The sequence below is a fragment of the Microbacterium lacus genome, assembly GCF_002812805.1.
In the GTDB taxonomy this organism is placed as follows: Bacteria; Actinomycetota; Actinomycetes; order Actinomycetales; family Microbacteriaceae; genus Microbacterium; species Microbacterium lacus_A.
Window position 1 is genome coordinate 313,873 of record NZ_NMUM01000023.1, and the last position, 12,156, is coordinate 326,028.

Here is a 12,156-nt window from a genome sequence, read left to right on the forward strand (position 1 = left end):
CTCGGATCCCGAAGGGATCGAGACCTCGGGCCCGGCAATGTCGGTGCCCCGGGTCACAATGGATGCATGGGACGCGGCGACGGGAGTGGGCGGATCGTCTCCGCCGACGACGCCGACGACGCGGGCACCGGAATCCTGCACGTCGACATGGATGCGTTCTACGCCGCCGTCGAAGTGCTCGATAACCCGTCGCTCCGCGGCAAGCCGATCATCGTCGGCGCGCCCGAAGGTCGCTCGGTCGTCTCGAGCGCGTCCTACGAGGCTCGCCGTTTCGGTGTTCGCTCGGCGATGCCCGTCTCGCAGGCCCTCCGGCTCTGCCCCGCGGCGATCGTCGTCACACCGCATTTCGACCGCTATCTTGCGCTCTCGTCCGAGGTCATGAGCATCTTCCACGACGTCACGCCGCTCGTCGAACCGCTGTCGATCGACGAGGCGTTCCTCGACGTCCGCGGCGCGCGCAGGCTCTGGGGTAGTCCGGGAGCGATCGCTCGGATGCTCCGGCAGCGCGTCCAGGATCAGACCGGGCTGACGTGCAGCGTCGGAGTCGCAGCGACCAAACATGTTGCCAAGATGGCCTCGACCATCAGCAAACCCGACGGCATGTTGATCGTGTCGGCCGCAGAGACGGAGGCATTCCTCCGCCCGCGCTCCGTCCGCGCGATGTGGGGGGTTGGGCCGAAGTCCGCCGAGTCTCTCGAGGCGCGAGGCATCCGCACGATCGCCGACATCATCGAAACGCCCCGGGACGTCCTCGATCGCATCGTCGGGCCCGCATCGGGCGAACGGCTCTCGCAACTCGCTCGCGGAATCGATCCGCGCGAGGTCTCTACGACGCGTGTCGAGAAGAGCATCGGGCACGAAGAGACGTTTCATGAGGACGTCTGGGACCCGGCGTTCCTGCGCTCTGAACTTCTGCGACTATCCGACCGGGTCGCGAGGCGCCTGCGCAAGGGTGGTTGGGACGCCGCGACCGTCGCGATAAAGGTCCGTTTCGCGGATTTCACGACGATCAGCCGGTCGCGCACCCTTTCAGAACCGACGGACGTCGGCCAGCGCATCGGCGATGAAGCCCGCGACCTTTTCGCATCGATCGAGGCCCGCCAGCCGATTCGTCTGCTCGGGGTACGGGCCGAGAATCTTCGGCCGGCTGCACACGGGCAATCCCTCTGGGACGACGACGAAGACCGTCGCAAGCTCGAAGACACGCTGGATGCGGCGTCCGCTCGCTTCGGCGGCGCTGCGGTCATGCGGGCCACCTTCGTAGGCCGAACGGAGCGTCCGACGGCACTTCCGTCGCATCCGCGCCCGCCCGCGATCCGTGATTGATCGCGTCCGCAAGCCCCTCGTCACCGGCGGGATCGCGCGCTAGCGTGGGGGGATGCCCAACATTGCACAGGACCTCGCCAAGCAGTCCGTTCACTTCGGCGTCAGCAGCGCCTACGGCGATCAGCAGGACGTCGATGGTGTCCGTATCATCCCCGTCGCCGCAACGTGGCACGGCTTCGGCGGCGGCTCGGACGAGAAGGGTAACGAGGGTGGCGGCGGTGGCGGCTACTCGTTGCCGTTCGGCGCCTACATCCGCCGGGGCGACGATCTGCGCTTCGAGCCGAACGTGATCGCGCTGCTCGCCGTTGGGATCCCGTTCGTGTGGGTTGCCGGTCGGGCGCTCAGCCGTGTCATCCGCGCCCTCAAGAAGTAGATCCACGCCCGACGACCCCCTCGCCGCGGCGTCCCAGACCGCCGTCGCGCGCATCGTGCGCGAACTGCGCGGTCTCGACGCCCTGAACCCCGTCGTGCTGATCGACGGCCAGAGCGGGGCAGGAAAGACGAGGCTCTCGGAGGCGCTCGTGCGGCAGTGGCCGTCGTCGGGTCGGGTTCAGCTGGTCGCGCTCGACTCGATCTATCCCGGCTGGGACGGACTGGAATCCGGCGTCGAGATCGCCCGTCAAGACATCCTCGTCCCGCACGCGCGCGGCTTGATGGGCGTGTGGCGCAGGCATGATTGGGAAACGCATGCTCCGGCCGAGGCGCATGCGGTCGATCCGTCGCTGCCGCTCATCGTGGAAGGCTCGGGCATCATCACGGCCCAGACGCTTCGGTTGAGCGACATTGCCGTGTGGGTGGAAGCGCCCGAGGAGGCACGGAAACGCCGTGCCCTGCTGCGCGACGGCGACACCTATCGTCCCCACTGGGACCGCTGGGCCGCTCAAGAGCGAGCGCACATCCGGGCTGACGAACCCGCACAGCACGCGACGATCGTGGTCGCGATGCCCTGATGCACGATGCCCTGATGCGGCCTGACCGCGCGGCCGCACCGTGGTCTGGCGGGCGGTTTCAGTCGGCGGTTTCCATCGCTCGAACAATCCCGTCGAGTCGGTAACCGATCCAGTCGTAGACGGCGAAACGGTCGTCTTCGGGGTCGTGATCGTCGTCCTCGCCCGAGATACCGAGGCGCGTGGCAATGACGAGACGGATTGCGGTGAGTGTGCGCATCCAGGCCCATCCCGCGTCCCCTTCGATCGCCAGGTCGATCGTGTCCGCCGCCGGATCAGGGTCAGCGGGATCGCCGGACGCGAATGAGGGCGCGAGATCGGCGAGCACGCGCAGGGCGTCGTGCTGCCGGCGCTCGAGCAGATCGTGTCGCGTTGCGTCATGGAACTCTGCTGCGGCGTCCGCGTCATCGGGGTACGGGTTCGGCGCGAGACGCGCGAGTGCCGGATCGTTCGAAGCGTCGGATGCATCGGCATCGGCGACCGCGTGCGGTTCGAGCAGTTCCGAGAACTGGGCGACGAGGTCGGCGAGTTGCTGAGCCTCCAGACGCGAGATCGTGAGGATGAGCGCGTTCTCAGTCATCGGGGGATCCTCCGAACGGTGGCCCACAGGCCGTAGTCGTGCATGGCCTGCGCATGCAGTTCCATCTGTTCGCGCGGCCCTTCCGCCACGACCGCGTGACCGTGTTCGTGCACATCCATCATCAGCGCTTTCGCACGATCGGTGGAGAAGCCGAAGTAGCTGCGGAAAACATGAACGACGTAGCTCATCAGGTTCACGGGATCGTTCCACACGACGGTCTGCCAGACGGCAGGATGTTCGGGGCTCTCGCGCTGTCGGACCTCGCGGTCGACGTCGGGTAGGGCGATCGACATCACGCCCATCCCAACTCGTGGAGGCGGTCGTCGTCGATCCCGTAGAAGTGCGCGATTTCGTGGACGAGGGTCGTGTGGATCTCGTCGCGCAGTTCGTCCTCGTTTTCGCACGCGGCGAGGTGCGGCTCTCGGTAGACGATGATGCGGTCGGGTAGCTCACCGATTCCGTAGCGGTCCCGCTCCGTCAGCGACGTGCCGTCGTAGAGGCCGAGCAGGTCGAGGCTGCCGTCCTCGGGGCGGTCCTCCACCACGAAGACGACGTTATCGAGTCCTTCGACCATCTCGTCGGGGAGCGCGTCGAGCTCCGAGACGACGAGCGCCTCGAACGCCTCAGCATCCAGTTCGATCATTGGGGTGAGTAACGGGGCTCGAACCTGTCACGCCCCATAGTCAACACAGCCTCATCTACCGCATAATCACGCGATTTCCTGCCAAACGGCCACTGCCGTCGACTAGGCCAGAATACGGGTAAAACGACCCACATATGTAGGCGTGCCTACACCGAGGCAGCCGTGTCGCGCTCCCGAAGGACCACGCGCCGGAACGCCTCGACCAGTTCGGCGGTCACGTTCAGGTCGAACGCCATCGACGCCGTGTGACCGTCGCGAAGTCGCTCGGCCTCCATGAACGCCTCGAGCTGGATCAAGTACAGAGCCGCCCACTCGTTCGCGCGCCGCTCCTGCCGCGCCCGGACCGGGCCGTGTGCCGCCGGCACGTCTCCGAAGATGTGGTGCGCGATCTCATGGGCCAGCACCGAGCGGGCCGTGCGCCTGGTCATGCCCGGGTCGAGCCGGATGCTCATGGTGCTTGCGTTGTAACCGCCGAGCTTGCGGCCGGCGCGTTCCACGACCGTGAGCCCAAGCTCGTTCGCGAGCGAAATCAGATCATCCATATGCCCTCCCTCGGCCTAGGAGTGATAGTCGCCGGTGTCCTCCGAGTGATCGACCTCAGCGTCGAACGCGACTTCCTCTAGCTCATCGTCCGTGTGAGCACCGACATTCGGCCGGATCGGGACCACAGGACGGTCGAACGCCGTGTCCTCGCCGCTTGCTTTCCCGAGCCGATCCATCACCTCGTCGACAAGCTCTTTGTCGGTCGCGCTGGTGAGAAGTTCCCGGATCGTCGGGAGTGAGGCTTGCTTCTCAGTGAGGAGGCCGATCGCCACGAGCGCCTGTAAAGGAGACGCGTCATATGCGACGGCGATCGCGACGGCGTTCTCGGCAGAGACCGAATCGCTCGCGAGCTGGCGAGCGAAAGTCGCCGTGGGGATGCTGGCGCGCGTCGCGATCTGCCGGGCGGATTGCCCACGCGTCACGACGGCCAGCCAGTCTTCCGTATTCGTCATGAGTCGAGTATGAGACAGGTGTGTCTCAAAAGCAAGACGGCATTTCTCAGGAATGGGTTGCGGCTCATGTCCCGGGTGTGATTCACTGTGTCTCAAGAGCGAGACACCCCGCCTCACTTCCCTCACCCCCAGACGTATCGCCCCCAGATACGAAAGGACGGACATGGCAACGGCAGCCCTCCGTGACGGTCTTCTGGACCGACTCAAGACGAACTCCGGCATCACGAGCGACGAAGCATTCGCTCGCACCATCGGCATCAGCCGGGCCACTCTCAACCGCGTTCAGGCGGGGGAGGAGCCCTCGATCCGAGTCATCGTCGGCATCGCACACGCTTTCGGACTCGGCCTCGGCGAAGTCGCTGTCGCCATCGAGGACGACGAGAGCGAGAACGCGAGTGCTGCAGCATGACGGACGAAACGGCCGTCGGCGTGGCCGAACTCGCCATCACTCTCAGCGCGTCGAAGGACAAGGTCTATCGCATGGCGCGGGCCAACGAGATCCCCGGATTTCGGATCGGCCGCGAGTGGCGATTCTTCACCTCGAAGGTGCTCGAGCATCTGAATCCCACCGCAGACCCGTGGGCGCAGTCCTCACAGTCGCGGCACGCACGCCGGAGGGCAGCATGAAGCGCCGCACCGTTCTCGCGCTGCTCGTGGCGGTCATCGCCGTTCTCATCGCGCCGGCAGCATTCAGCTACGCACCGATCAACAGCGCTGACCTCATCGTCTTCGTCGCGCCTATCGCGATCGTCGTCATCATGTGGCCCGCGCTCGTCGCTCGCCGGAGTCGCGCCGACCCCTGATTCCCCGTTTCTGATCCCGGTCTCGACCGCCGGGTCTAGCTACCGCATTGCCCGATTCCGGTCGGCAGCCCGTTCGAGACGGGCCAACGCACGATCCCCACACCCATCCGGTCACACGCAGAGGGTGCAGGGCCAACTCCATAGAGGTAGGCGTTACGTCGCCGGTATGCGGGCACGAGAGTGCCGCGCGGTCCCGAGCATGAGCTCTGGGACTAAGCAGTCCGTCCGAATGGTGGGACGGGATCAGAAGCGACGTGGTGCTGAGGACCCCAGGTATGTCCCTGGGGCGGGTCGGATCGTGAGTCCGGCTGCTTACAGCAGTGGGTTCGAAGGGAACCCCAGAATTTCTCGGCTACGGCCGGGGGCGCGACGTAGCAGACACCGGGGGAGCGAGTCCTCGGCGCGCACGCGAAGGGAATCGCATTCACCACGAGAGGAGCCGTCATGGCGAAAGTCAAGGGCATCAACCAGATCACCAAGGCCACCGAGCGGAGGCTGCGGGAGCAGAAGAAGCGAGAGCACGCCACCGAGCTCGGGTTCATCGACATGGAGCACTACGACATGTGGATCGCGCTCGAGAAGATGCGATCGAAGAACCTCGAGCTGCGCGCCGCACAGAAGCGCCCGACCGGCCCGTCCACGGGCACGTTGCCGACGCTGTATGGGACGGCCGGACATCAGCATGCACGACGCGTGTTCCTCGGTGCGGACATCTACGCATGAGCGCCGAACCAGGAGGCGTCGGCGGCGTGCGTCCGGCCGAGGTGACCGAGGACGGGGCGCGCATCGTCTACGTCGGCGTGCCAAGCATCGAATCCACCGAGGCGTGGCGGGAGGCACATGCGAAGGACAGCGCCGCGAACATCCGCGTTCAGGCGGTCAGCTTCGCCGAGCGCCTGAACTTCGCACCCCGCAGCGTGCATTCGTTGCTCGCCGACGCGGAGGTCATCGAGTCCTACCTCGCGAGCGGGACCGTTCCGGCGCTGCCTGCAGTCGAAGCGAAGGCGGTCGAGAAGTGAGCACCACGGCACGGAAGGCGCGCAAGCGCGCCAAGGTCAAGTTCGTCCGCACCCCGAAGACCCCGACACCGGTGCTCGAGCGTTCGTTCTTCGCTCTGCCCGTGCCGGGCGCCCCCGGCACGAAGCACGAGGGCCAGTTGCGCCCACGGTCGAAGGCCAGCGTCGACCGAGCGCTCGAACACCGCACGCTCTGATCTGGCAGCCGTGCCCCGGGTGGGGTTGACGCGTGTTCAAGTCACGCGCACGGCACGGCGCCTCCCCAGGGCGCTTCGCACGCATCCAGTCCCCAATGGCGCGTGCATCCCCCACAGAGCGCCCCGACCGGTCCCCACGGTCGGGGCGCTCGCCCCTTTCTGCGGAGGCACCGTGAAACGCACTGGCCGTCATGAGGTGGACGAGTTCCTGAAATCGGCGACCGCCCGCGGGATGACTTACTGCGGCACCGATGGAAGTGAACACCACGTACTCCGCGCCCCGAACGGCGCCACCGTGCGCGTCCCGTGCACCCCGAAACCTCACGGCCGGTGGAAGCGCATCGCCGAATCGAAGGTGAGGCGTGCGCTCGACCTGAAAGCCGCGGCCCCCGCGCACTCGCGGTCACGGAAACGAAGCGGCGGCACTGACTTCTCAATCGGACGCGCGCTTGCCGAGTCAGGACGCGGCCCCGGGATCTATTCAGTAGGCGGTGCACCGTCGGCGGTGGATCTCGCACGGGCCCACGCGCAGAGACTCGCCGACGCCTACAAGCGCGACCCGTCCGGCGTGAACGAGTGCCGACTCCGCGACGCGCTCGTGCGCCTGCAGCTCGCCAAGGAAGGCGTGACGTGACCACTGTCAGCTGCCCGGCGTGTGACGGCTGGGGTTTCTACAGCGTGAAAGACCCCGACGACGACCTCGAATGCGGCAACTGCCGCGGCACCGGTCGCCTACCCACAGACCCCGCCGACCTGGCGGACCCAAAAGAAAACGCCCCGCTGTAACGGGGCGCTCAACGAGACGAGGATCTCATGACCATCGTAAGTGAAGCAGCAGCCATCCAGATCGACCGGATCGGCACCGAAACACTCCTCGTGCCGATTGTCGGCACGTCTCCGCTGATCGTCCACAACTTCTCGGAGAAGTCCAAGCGGCAGATGCTCGAAGCGCAGCAGGGAAAGAAGAAGCTCAAGGCCATCCGCGATCCGGAGGCCGAATACGAGGCCGCGTTCTACCGCATCGCAGACCCGACGAGCGGTGAAGAAAAGTTCGGCTTCCCGGTCACGGCGTTCAAGGCCGCGACGACGGGCGCAGCGCGCTTCTACGACAAGAGCGTGTCTATGACGGCGCTCCGCCAGTTCATCTTCATGCGCGGCATCCTCACCGACGCTGACCCTCAGCAGCTCGTCGAGATCATCGGCGAGCCCCGCATGCGCGAAGACGTCGTCCGACTCGGTGGGCCCTCACGTTCCGCGGACCTCCGCTACCGGCCCGAGTTCCCGTCCTGGCGCGCACAGCTCGAGGTGACGTACATCACTTCGTCGATCAGCCGACAGTCGGTGCTTTCACTCATCGACGCCGGCGGGCTGGGCATTGGTGTGGGGGAGTGGCGCCCGGAGAAGCGCGGAGAGTTCGGCACCTATGCCGTCGATCAGGCCGCCGAGATCACGGTCCTCTCGTGAGCCTTCGCGACGAGATCCTCGCGGTCCGCGACAGGTTCGGGCGGATCACGCCCGCGAACGTCGTTGAAGCTGCGCGTGACGACGAATCGCCGTTGCATTCACGTTTTGAGTGGGACGACACCGTTGCGGGCGCCAGATACCGCGAGGTCCAGGCTTCCGAACTAATTCGCAAGGTGAAGATCACCTACGCAGCACCAGACGGCACAAACCGCGACGTGCGTGCGTTTCTCGCACTTCGCGAAACCGAAACGACCTCCGCATACGTCCCGACCGAAGAGGCGCTCTCTGACCCGTTCACAGAGAAGTTGCTCCTCCAGCAGTTCGAACGCGAGTGGAAAGCGTTCAGATCCCGCTACGAACACCTTCGCGACTTCGCAGCAACCATCGCGCGCGACATCGCGGCCTAGGCAGGTTCGGCTAGGCAGGTCCGGTCAACGCGGGGCGAGGCAGGGCGAGGCATGGCTGGCTAGGCATGGCCGGGCTCGGCAGGGATCGGCAAGGCGGGGCGAGGCAGGCATGGGTAGGCACGGCGGGGCGCGGCCCGTCTAGGCATGGCACGGCCGGGCTGGCATGGCACGTCAGGTCTGGGTCCGGTAGGGCTCGGCTGGGTGCGGTACGGCATGGCAGGCGTGGATTGGCAGGTTCGGGCAGGTTCGGGCGGGGCTTGGCGTGGCCGTCACGGCACGGCTGGGCACGGCTTGGTTTGGCACGTCGAGGTTTGGCAGGCGAGGAAACCACCGATGAACGAAGCGAGATGTGGTGAGCCCTGCGCACACGGCGGGCTCACCACAGAGCGGTATACGCGCCTCTGCCTCCGAAAGGTGAAGGCGCTCGGCGTGCGCTGCTGGCAGCACCGCACAGAGCGAAGGGAGAACCCCATGACAACACATGACCCACAAACGTTGTTCCACCTCGACGATCCCGCGGTCTCGAGAGAAGCAGCCATCAACCTGGACGGCACCGCGACAGAAAAACTGATGCACGCGATCGTCACGCTCATCCAGGAGCGCGGGCCTCTCGCACCCTGGGAATTGGAGCGCGCGTACCACGACGTCCGCGGCCGCCGCGACTGGCCGATCGTCGGGTTCTACGGAGTCCACAAGCGCGCCTCGCAGCTCAAGAAGCAGGTCGGGGTGCTCCAGGGCGCGGGTGACCGCGTGTCCCCGCCCGTCGGTAAGGCGGCCGAGCGCCTCGCGCTCACCGTTGAGCCGGTCGAGGCGCACCGCCGCATCACCGAGTACATGACGAAGCCGACGCCACGTGTCGACGCCGATTGATCTCGCGTCGCGCCGCCGGCGGACACGACCTCTGCGCGCGTCGCTCGCGACGTTCACCAAGAACGGTCCGATGCCGAAAGCGGGCGACTACCTCTACTTCGTGAACGGTTCTGGCCTGGCCTACTCGAGCGGCGACAGCGGCGAGATCAAGACCGTCATGACCACCCCGGACGGAAGCGTCCGATTCGTCCTCGTCGACGGCACTGTGCTCAGCATCGCGCCCGAAACCGTCATCAGCTGGGAGCCCAAACCGTGAATACCAAACCGATCTTCTCGTCGAGCGAGGCGAAAATCTCGCCAGACAGAGCGAAGGCAGCCGGAGCGTTCCTCGGTGGATGCCTCGTGGTCGCGCTGGCGATCTTCGGCCGCCTGCTCTTGCTCGCGATCATCCTCGGCGCCGTGACGCTCTGTCTCCTCTGGGCGGGCACCCTCATTGCGGCCGATGGCCTGTCCTTCTGGCCGGTGCTCCTCGCCGTCGCGGCGCTGTGGGTGCTCATCGTCTACTCGACGGCAGGTCGCAAGCGATGAGCGCCGACACGTACGAACCGAAGACCGTCCTCGAGCAACCAACTGTCATGCCGTGGGCCGAGGACCATGCGCGCGCGATCATCGTCTCCGGAACCATCCTCACGGGACTGCTGGTCGTCTCGACGGTCGCGATCCTCGTCGCATTCCTCGCGGCCGGCGGTCGATGAACGAACCCGTCGTCGACCGGTACGGCCACGTCTACCGCAACGGCCACTTCATCGGCACCGTCGGCCGCTTCAAGAACCGTGCCGACCCCTGGTACGCACACACCCCCGCGGGCGAGCCCGTTCCGGGCCTCTGGCGCACGCGCGCCGACGCGCTCCGCGAGCTCGCCGGATTCACGTCTTCCCCCACCGAAGGATCATCATGACCAAGACATTCACCGTCCGCGGCTACAAGGGCGTCAAGGAGATCACACTCTCGCCCGCCGGCTCACTCGTCCTCATCGCCGGCGCGAACGGCGCAGGAAAGTCGTCCTTCATCGACGCCTTCGTGGAGCTGTTCGACCCGAAGGGCACGCGCCTCACGCCGATGCCGATCCACGACGGCGAAGACGAAGCCCGCGCCGAGTACACCGATACGGAACTCGGCATCCGCGTCGTCCGCACCTGGCGGAAGAACGACGCCGGGAAGCTCGAGGTCTTCGCCCTAGGTGCGCGGGTCAGAATCGGGTGGCGTGGCGCGCGGCGTTGACTCTGGCATCGCGCGCTGACGGTCGCGAACGGGAACGGGCGGGCCGTTGCGGTGTGAGAGCGTGCGGGATCGCACGGCGAGGGGCTCGTGGCGACTGTCGGTGCGTGCTGTGACGCCCAGGGACCCCTGGGGAGGCCTATGCGGGCGCCAGCCCGGCGGCTGTAGCGACGCGGAGCTTGCGGAGGTTGTGGCAGATCGTGTGGAGTAGCCATTCGCCTTGGGCGCCGGCGAGTCCGCGTAGCCGGAGCTGTCCGGCGTTTTGCCGGGTCTTCATCTGCCCGAACGCGGGTTCAACGATGGCTTTGCGGCGCGCGTAGTCGGTGCGGCCCTGCTCGGTGCGCAGCGCGTGCGCCATCCGCTCCCGCCGGCTCGCGTCCTCTGGGGCCGGGTCCGGGGCGCCGGCGGTAGGGAAGCTCTCGCCGTGACGTTGCCGTCCCGTCGCGATCAACACCTGTGCGTCCAGATCGTCGGCGGCTTCGAGGTTGGCTTCCGAGCAGTAGCCCGCGTCAGCGAGGACGACCTCTGGGGAACGCTCGATTCCTGCCGCGTCGAGGTTCCGTAGGGTCTGCTCGGCCATCGGGACGAACTGCTGGATATCGGTGGCCTGCTGGGTGACCTCGGCGCTCAACACGATCTGGTGGCCCTCATCGACAACGGCCTGCGCGTTGAACGCGTAATCGAAGCCGCGGACCGTCTTCATCATCCGCGCCTCAGGATCGGTGAAATTGCGTTGCGCTTTCGGCTTCGGCGCCGCCGTGTCCACCGCAGTCGCGACGGCCGCGTCGGCCTGCTCAGGGGGCTGACCGGCGGCGTCGGCCTTCTTCCGCGCCACGGCTGCCGCCTTCTCGGCGGCGTCGGCCTCGATCGCGTCCTTCGCGGCACGTAGTTTTGCCAGGCGCCCCTCACGGCGGGCCAGCTCCGGGGCGACCTCGTCCCCGCGCCGGTCCTGGCCGAACTGCTGATCCTCGGCCTCATCGACCGCCTCCGCCTCGGCGAGCAGCGCAGCGACCTCGGCTTGGAGCTGATCGATCTTCGGCACGATCCGGTCATAGCTCATCGCCTTATGCCGCGACGCGTTCGCAGCCAGCTTCGTGCCATCCAGCGCGACCCGCCCCAACCGCACCAGCCCCGCCTCCGCGCAGACCCGCAGCACCTGCAGGAACAACCCCGGCAGGGCATCCAGGTGACGCCGACGAAACCGGGCCAGCGACCGGTAGTCGGGCGCCTGGTTGCCCGACAGCCACCGGAAGGCGATATCGCGCTTGCAGCGCCGCTCCAACTCACGAGACGAGGTCACGCCCGTCGCGTACGCGAACAGCAGCAGCTTCAACATCATCCGCGGGTCATACGGAGGCGCACCCGAGGCGGACGCGTACGACGCGTAGACCGGCGTCAGATCCAAGAGCTCTTCGACGACCTCGGAGATGAACCGGGCCTCATCATCCTCGTCCAGCCAGTCATCCAGACTCGGCGGGAGCAGGAAACACTGCCCCTGGTCATACCCACGGAACGTCTTGCCCGCACCCGCCGGTGCAGCCGATCCCGGCGCCCGCGCCTCACCCGGCTCGACCTCGAACAGACCCTCCAGGCTGGCAGTCACCGTCATGAATCGATTCTCCCAGCACCCCGCGCTATCCACCGGATTCACCCCGGCGCGTTAACGGAAGGATCTGACCCACGCACCTAG

25 protein-coding genes are annotated in these 12,156 nt (G+C 66.6%); 19 read left to right on the top strand and 6 right to left on the bottom strand.

The genetic code is table 11. The features are described 5' to 3' along the window. The first annotated feature begins 66 nt into the window (after positions 1-66). The 3 genes from CGU34_RS09300 to CGU34_RS09310 are packed head-to-tail and all read left to right on the top strand — an operon-like array spanning position 67 to position 2,276. Positions 67-1,326 (top strand): DNA polymerase IV, encoded by a 1,260-nt coding sequence (locus tag CGU34_RS09300; protein WP_100813910.1) that lies wholly within the window; start codon positions 67-69, stop codon positions 1,324-1,326. Positions 1,327-1,378: 52 nt separating this feature from the next. Further along, complete coding sequence (locus tag CGU34_RS09305; protein WP_036294406.1) at positions 1,379-1,699, top strand: hypothetical protein; 321 nt, start codon at positions 1,379-1,381, stop codon at positions 1,697-1,699. Next, positions 1,674-2,276 carry a hypothetical protein gene (locus CGU34_RS09310; protein WP_100813911.1) on the top strand — a complete coding sequence of 201 codons (603 nt, stop codon included), beginning with the start codon at positions 1,674-1,676 and terminating at the stop codon, positions 2,274-2,276. The genes CGU34_RS09305 and CGU34_RS09310 overlap by 26 nt, the downstream gene beginning before the upstream one ends. A 58-nt stretch (positions 2,277-2,334) precedes the next feature. On the opposite strand, the gene CGU34_RS09315 is transcribed toward CGU34_RS09310, so the two are convergent. The 5 genes from CGU34_RS09315 to CGU34_RS09335 form a co-directional block, all read right to left on the bottom strand. Further along, complete coding sequence (locus tag CGU34_RS09315; protein ID WP_100813912.1) at positions 2,335-2,853, bottom strand: DUF2017 family protein; 519 nt, start codon at positions 2,851-2,853, stop codon at positions 2,335-2,337. Further along, positions 2,850-3,155 (bottom strand): ATP-dependent Clp protease adapter ClpS, encoded by a 306-nt coding sequence (gene clpS / locus CGU34_RS09320; protein WP_100813913.1) that lies wholly within the window; start codon positions 3,153-3,155, stop codon positions 2,850-2,852. Before clpS ends, CGU34_RS09315 begins: the two co-directional genes overlap by 4 nt. Further along, complete coding sequence (locus tag CGU34_RS09325) at positions 3,146-3,496, bottom strand: metallopeptidase family protein (RefSeq protein ID WP_036294415.1); 351 nt, start codon at positions 3,494-3,496, stop codon at positions 3,146-3,148. The genes clpS and CGU34_RS09325 overlap by 10 nt, the downstream gene beginning before the upstream one ends. Positions 3,497-3,642: 146 nt before the next feature. After that, a complete protein-coding gene (locus CGU34_RS09330) occupies positions 3,643-4,038 on the bottom strand; it encodes an ImmA/IrrE family metallo-endopeptidase (protein WP_100813914.1) in 396 nt (131 codons plus the stop codon). Between the two features lie 15 nt (positions 4,039-4,053). Next, positions 4,054-4,491, bottom strand: a complete 438-nt coding sequence (locus CGU34_RS09335; protein ID WP_100813915.1) for a hypothetical protein — start codon at positions 4,489-4,491, stop codon at positions 4,054-4,056. Positions 4,492-4,654: 163 nt separating this feature from the next. Between CGU34_RS09335 and CGU34_RS09340 the strand changes: the two genes are divergently transcribed. The 16 genes from CGU34_RS09340 to CGU34_RS17200 all read left to right on the top strand — a co-directional run bounded on the left by CGU34_RS09340 (position 4,655) and on the right by CGU34_RS17200 (position 10,469). Beyond that, positions 4,655-4,900: a helix-turn-helix domain-containing protein gene (locus CGU34_RS09340; RefSeq protein ID WP_100813916.1), complete on the top strand. Its 246-nt coding sequence runs from the start codon at positions 4,655-4,657 to the stop codon at positions 4,898-4,900. Further along, on the top strand, positions 4,897-5,118 hold the full coding sequence (locus CGU34_RS09345; RefSeq protein WP_100813917.1) for an excisionase family DNA-binding protein: 222 nt from the start codon (positions 4,897-4,899) through the stop codon (positions 5,116-5,118). The genes CGU34_RS09340 and CGU34_RS09345 overlap by 4 nt, the downstream gene beginning before the upstream one ends. Next, positions 5,115-5,294 carry a hypothetical protein gene (locus CGU34_RS09350; protein ID WP_100813918.1) on the top strand — a complete coding sequence of 60 codons (180 nt, stop codon included), beginning with the start codon at positions 5,115-5,117 and terminating at the stop codon, positions 5,292-5,294. The genes CGU34_RS09345 and CGU34_RS09350 overlap by 4 nt, the downstream gene beginning before the upstream one ends. A 444-nt stretch (positions 5,295-5,738) precedes the next feature. Then, on the top strand, positions 5,739-6,017 hold the full coding sequence (locus CGU34_RS09355) for a hypothetical protein (RefSeq protein ID WP_100813919.1): 279 nt from the start codon (positions 5,739-5,741) through the stop codon (positions 6,015-6,017). After that, positions 6,014-6,313 (top strand): hypothetical protein, encoded by a 300-nt coding sequence (locus CGU34_RS09360; RefSeq protein ID WP_100813920.1) that lies wholly within the window; start codon positions 6,014-6,016, stop codon positions 6,311-6,313. Before CGU34_RS09355 ends, CGU34_RS09360 begins: the two co-directional genes overlap by 4 nt. Next, positions 6,310-6,507: a hypothetical protein gene (locus CGU34_RS09365; RefSeq protein WP_100813921.1), complete on the top strand. Its 198-nt coding sequence runs from the start codon at positions 6,310-6,312 to the stop codon at positions 6,505-6,507. Before CGU34_RS09360 ends, CGU34_RS09365 begins: the two co-directional genes overlap by 4 nt. A 505-nt stretch (positions 6,508-7,012) precedes the next feature. Further along, the gene (locus CGU34_RS17535) at positions 7,013-7,141 is read left to right on the top strand and encodes a hypothetical protein (RefSeq protein ID WP_269800299.1); all 129 of its coding nucleotides are present in this window, start codon (positions 7,013-7,015) and stop codon (positions 7,139-7,141) included. Continuing rightward, entirely contained in the window at positions 7,138-7,293 is a 156-nt protein-coding gene (locus CGU34_RS17185) for a hypothetical protein (protein ID WP_198517733.1), read from the top strand. The genes CGU34_RS17535 and CGU34_RS17185 overlap by 4 nt, the downstream gene beginning before the upstream one ends. Positions 7,294-7,320: 27 nt before the next feature. Continuing rightward, positions 7,321-7,971, top strand: coding sequence for a hypothetical protein (locus tag CGU34_RS09375; protein ID WP_100813923.1), 651 nt, complete (start codon positions 7,321-7,323; stop codon positions 7,969-7,971). Then, entirely contained in the window at positions 7,968-8,378 is a 411-nt protein-coding gene (locus tag CGU34_RS09380; RefSeq protein ID WP_100813924.1) for a hypothetical protein, read from the top strand. The genes CGU34_RS09375 and CGU34_RS09380 overlap by 4 nt, the downstream gene beginning before the upstream one ends. A gap of 471 nt (positions 8,379-8,849) precedes the next feature. Continuing rightward, a complete protein-coding gene (locus CGU34_RS09385) occupies positions 8,850-9,248 on the top strand; it encodes a hypothetical protein (RefSeq protein ID WP_157811268.1) in 399 nt (132 codons plus the stop codon). After that, complete coding sequence (locus CGU34_RS09390; RefSeq protein ID WP_100813926.1) at positions 9,232-9,504, top strand: hypothetical protein; 273 nt, start codon at positions 9,232-9,234, stop codon at positions 9,502-9,504. Before CGU34_RS09385 ends, CGU34_RS09390 begins: the two co-directional genes overlap by 17 nt. Further along, entirely contained in the window at positions 9,501-9,776 is a 276-nt protein-coding gene (locus CGU34_RS09395; RefSeq protein WP_100813927.1) for a hypothetical protein, read from the top strand. The genes CGU34_RS09390 and CGU34_RS09395 overlap by 4 nt, the downstream gene beginning before the upstream one ends. After that, entirely contained in the window at positions 9,773-9,943 is a 171-nt protein-coding gene (locus tag CGU34_RS17190) for a hypothetical protein (protein ID WP_198517734.1), read from the top strand. Before CGU34_RS09395 ends, CGU34_RS17190 begins: the two co-directional genes overlap by 4 nt. Then, on the top strand, positions 9,940-10,146 hold the full coding sequence (locus CGU34_RS17195) for a hypothetical protein (RefSeq protein ID WP_198517735.1): 207 nt from the start codon (positions 9,940-9,942) through the stop codon (positions 10,144-10,146). The genes CGU34_RS17190 and CGU34_RS17195 overlap by 4 nt, the downstream gene beginning before the upstream one ends. Then, a complete protein-coding gene (locus tag CGU34_RS17200; RefSeq protein WP_198517736.1) occupies positions 10,143-10,469 on the top strand; it encodes an ATP-binding protein in 327 nt (108 codons plus the stop codon). Before CGU34_RS17195 ends, CGU34_RS17200 begins: the two co-directional genes overlap by 4 nt. A 136-nt stretch (positions 10,470-10,605) precedes the next feature. Here CGU34_RS17200 and CGU34_RS09405 read toward each other — a convergent pair whose 3' ends face one another. Further along, entirely contained in the window at positions 10,606-12,075 is a 1,470-nt protein-coding gene (locus CGU34_RS09405; RefSeq protein ID WP_036294992.1) for an IS1182 family transposase, read from the bottom strand. Positions 12,076-12,156 lie beyond the last annotated feature (81 nt).

Coding starts and splice junctions, on each gene's coding strand:
- CGU34_RS09300 (WP_100813910.1), top strand. CDS start 67: ATGGGACGCGGCGACGGGAGTGGGCGGATCGTCTCCGCCGACGACGCC.
- CGU34_RS09305 (WP_036294406.1), top strand. CDS start 1,379: ATGCCCAACATTGCACAGGACCTCGCCAAGCAGTCCGTTCACTTCGGC.
- CGU34_RS09315 (WP_100813912.1), bottom strand. CDS start 2,853: ATGACTGAGAACGCGCTCATCCTCACGATCTCGCGTCTGGAGGCTCAG.
- clpS (WP_100813913.1), bottom strand. CDS start 3,155: ATGGGCGTGATGTCGATCGCCCTACCCGACGTCGACCGCGAGGTCCGA.
- CGU34_RS09325 (WP_036294415.1), bottom strand. CDS start 3,496: ATGATCGAACTGGATGCTGAGGCGTTCGAGGCGCTCGTCGTCTCGGAG.
- CGU34_RS09330 (WP_100813914.1), bottom strand. CDS start 4,038: ATGGATGATCTGATTTCGCTCGCGAACGAGCTTGGGCTCACGGTCGTG.
- CGU34_RS09335 (WP_100813915.1), bottom strand. CDS start 4,491: ATGACGAATACGGAAGACTGGCTGGCCGTCGTGACGCGTGGGCAATCC.
- CGU34_RS09340 (WP_100813916.1), top strand. CDS start 4,655: ATGGCAACGGCAGCCCTCCGTGACGGTCTTCTGGACCGACTCAAGACG.
- CGU34_RS09345 (WP_100813917.1), top strand. CDS start 4,897: ATGACGGACGAAACGGCCGTCGGCGTGGCCGAACTCGCCATCACTCTC.
- CGU34_RS09350 (WP_100813918.1), top strand. CDS start 5,115: ATGAAGCGCCGCACCGTTCTCGCGCTGCTCGTGGCGGTCATCGCCGTT.
- CGU34_RS09355 (WP_100813919.1), top strand. CDS start 5,739: ATGGCGAAAGTCAAGGGCATCAACCAGATCACCAAGGCCACCGAGCGG.
- CGU34_RS09360 (WP_100813920.1), top strand. CDS start 6,014: ATGAGCGCCGAACCAGGAGGCGTCGGCGGCGTGCGTCCGGCCGAGGTG.
- CGU34_RS09375 (WP_100813923.1), top strand. CDS start 7,321: ATGACCATCGTAAGTGAAGCAGCAGCCATCCAGATCGACCGGATCGGC.
- CGU34_RS09385 (WP_157811268.1), top strand. CDS start 8,850: ATGACAACACATGACCCACAAACGTTGTTCCACCTCGACGATCCCGCG.
- CGU34_RS17190 (WP_198517734.1), top strand. CDS start 9,773: ATGAGCGCCGACACGTACGAACCGAAGACCGTCCTCGAGCAACCAACT.
- CGU34_RS17195 (WP_198517735.1), top strand. CDS start 9,940: ATGAACGAACCCGTCGTCGACCGGTACGGCCACGTCTACCGCAACGGC.
- CGU34_RS17200 (WP_198517736.1), top strand. CDS start 10,143: ATGACCAAGACATTCACCGTCCGCGGCTACAAGGGCGTCAAGGAGATC.
- CGU34_RS09405 (WP_036294992.1), bottom strand. CDS start 12,075: ATGACGGTGACTGCCAGCCTGGAGGGTCTGTTCGAGGTCGAGCCGGGT.